The organism is Acrocarpospora sp. B8E8 (assembly GCF_039871605.1).
GTDB classification, from domain to species: domain Bacteria; phylum Actinomycetota; class Actinomycetes; order Streptosporangiales; family Streptosporangiaceae; genus Acrocarpospora; species Acrocarpospora macrocephala.
On sequence record NZ_JBDPLV010000186.1, the window covers coordinates 1 to 1,729 of the forward strand.

4 protein-coding genes are annotated in these 1,729 nt (G+C 64.8%); all 4 read left to right on the top strand.

Annotated elements, in window-relative coordinates; all coding sequences use genetic code 11:
• Positions 1 to 241 precede the first annotated feature (241 nt).
• From ABGB08_RS54470 to ABGB08_RS54485, 4 genes are read left to right on the top strand one after another with little or no spacing between them, the layout of a single operon-like run.
• Positions 242 to 484, top strand: coding sequence for a hypothetical protein (locus ABGB08_RS54470; protein WP_347608452.1), 243 nt, complete (start codon positions 242 to 244; stop codon positions 482 to 484).
• Positions 485 to 495: 11 nt separating this feature from the next.
• A complete protein-coding gene (locus tag ABGB08_RS54475) occupies positions 496 to 1,041 on the top strand; it encodes a hypothetical protein (protein ID WP_347608455.1) in 546 nt (181 codons plus the stop codon).
• A 2-nt stretch (positions 1,042 to 1,043) separates the two neighbouring features.
• A complete protein-coding gene (locus ABGB08_RS54480; RefSeq protein ID WP_347608458.1) occupies positions 1,044 to 1,322 on the top strand; it encodes a hypothetical protein in 279 nt (92 codons plus the stop codon).
• Complete coding sequence (locus tag ABGB08_RS54485; RefSeq protein ID WP_347608461.1) at positions 1,319 to 1,585, top strand: hypothetical protein; 267 nt, start codon at positions 1,319 to 1,321, stop codon at positions 1,583 to 1,585. Before ABGB08_RS54480 ends, ABGB08_RS54485 begins: the two co-directional genes overlap by 4 nt.
• The last annotated feature ends 144 nt before the right edge of the window (positions 1,586 to 1,729 follow it).

Consider the following 1,729-nt stretch of genomic DNA (forward strand, 5'->3'; position numbering starts at 1 on the left):
GTGTGGTAACCGCCGTTCTATGGGGTCTTGTTGCATGTCAGGGCTACGCCACGCCGTACGCGATCCATCCGTGATCCGCAGAACCGGCACCCACCGTCTCAGCATCCGAGAATGCTGTCAGCCCTGCGCCGAGCGTGAATTCGTCCAGGAATGGCCACGGGCACAGGCACCAGCCCTCACCAGCGCCGCCAACAAAGGCAAGGCCCCGCACCTGCGTTCCCGGTTCACGCCTCCTCGGCAAGTGCCCTTCCAGCCCGAACGACTCGGGCTCGGCTCGTGGGTGCAGGTCTGGGACGGCGAGGTGTTCCGCTACGGCCAGATCCAGGACTGGGGCCTGGTCGTCGCCCACCGCGACGGCAACCGGCGGCATGTCATGACGGCCTGCGGGGGCTTCTGGTGGCCGACCGCCAAGGGCAGCAAGCGGCCGGTCTACCCGCTCAAACCGGGCGACGAGCCCGACTTCGACACCCTTCGACTCTTCTGAATCGAGCACCTGTGAAACAGACGATTTACCGTTTCGAACCCTCCGACAGCGGCACCACCCACTTCGTGATCTGGCATCACCACACCTCGGTGGTGACGCTCTACCACCCGGAAGGGGTCTGGTTGGGTGAGACCGCGATTTCGGGCGAGGCCAACCCCGGTAACGCCAGGACAGCGGCCATAGCCATCGGCCGGCAACGCCCGTGGGAGGAGACAGACCAGGATTGGCTCTACCCCCGGGATGGCGTTTACACGGGCCGCCCCGACGCCTGGGTGATCTACCTGTTCAACAACGGCGGCCAGATCCGCGAGGAGTGGCGGGCGCACTGGGCGGGCGAGCCCAGGCGCAAGCGCTTCGGCAGCTGGGTCATCTGGGACGTCCGCCTGCCCGGCGAGGCTCACGCCGAGATGGTGGAGCGTATCGGCGGCACCCACACCTTCGCCCTGGGCCAGGACTACATCGACCGGCGGGAGAAGGAACTGCTGGCGGCCGGATACGAGTACCGCTCCTGGAACGGCTCGGCCGTGCCCGGCTTCGTGAAGACCTGGCAGGGGTGAGCATGCCCGCGATCGACGCCAAGCACGCCGAGGAACGCGGCGACGAACTCGTCCAGGCATACCGGCACGCCTGGGCGCCCCGGGAGGACGAGGACGAGGCGGGCGCACTCGCCATCGCCGACATCCTGTCCCGCTACCGCACCAAAGACTGGCCCGACTTCTTAAACCGGGCCATCGGTTTCGCCTTCAGCGACGGCAGCGCCGAATATCCCACGGTAGTGGAGGCTGATCGTGTGGAGAAGCTGACCGCGTTGGAAAAGAAGAAAGGAAAGGCACGATGAGCACCTACACGGTGAACGCCTATCGCATAAACGCCTACACGGTGACCATCGCCGGTCGAGAAAGATTCGACGGCGAAGCGCCCTTCGCGTGGGTGGTCGACGCCATCGACATTTTCGACGCCATCGGCAACGCCTTGCGTATCCACTGCACCTCGCAGGAGGAGACCGTCGAGGATGTGAAACTGATCGGCACCCAGTCGTTTGAAGGGATTCCGGCAGCCGACTGCGGCTACCACTGGAACGACGAGAGATCGTCGGTGTGATGTTGCCCCGTTGCGATGTAAGCAATCAGAAGGTTCTGTGACTCTATGTGAAAAGCGCTGATCAGGCGTCGCGTGCGACGGGTGGCATCCAGAGGTTGCCGGTGAAGGCGCGGTAGATCGCCTCGAAGGCGCTCAGCCCGTGCT

Bases quoted from the DNA above. Each gene is read 5' to 3' on its own strand.
- ABGB08_RS54485 (WP_347608461.1), top strand. From the start codon at position 1,319: ATGAGCACCTACACGGTGAACGCCTATCGCATAAACGCCTACACGGTG.
- ABGB08_RS54480 (WP_347608458.1), top strand. From the start codon at position 1,044: ATGCCCGCGATCGACGCCAAGCACGCCGAGGAACGCGGCGACGAACTC.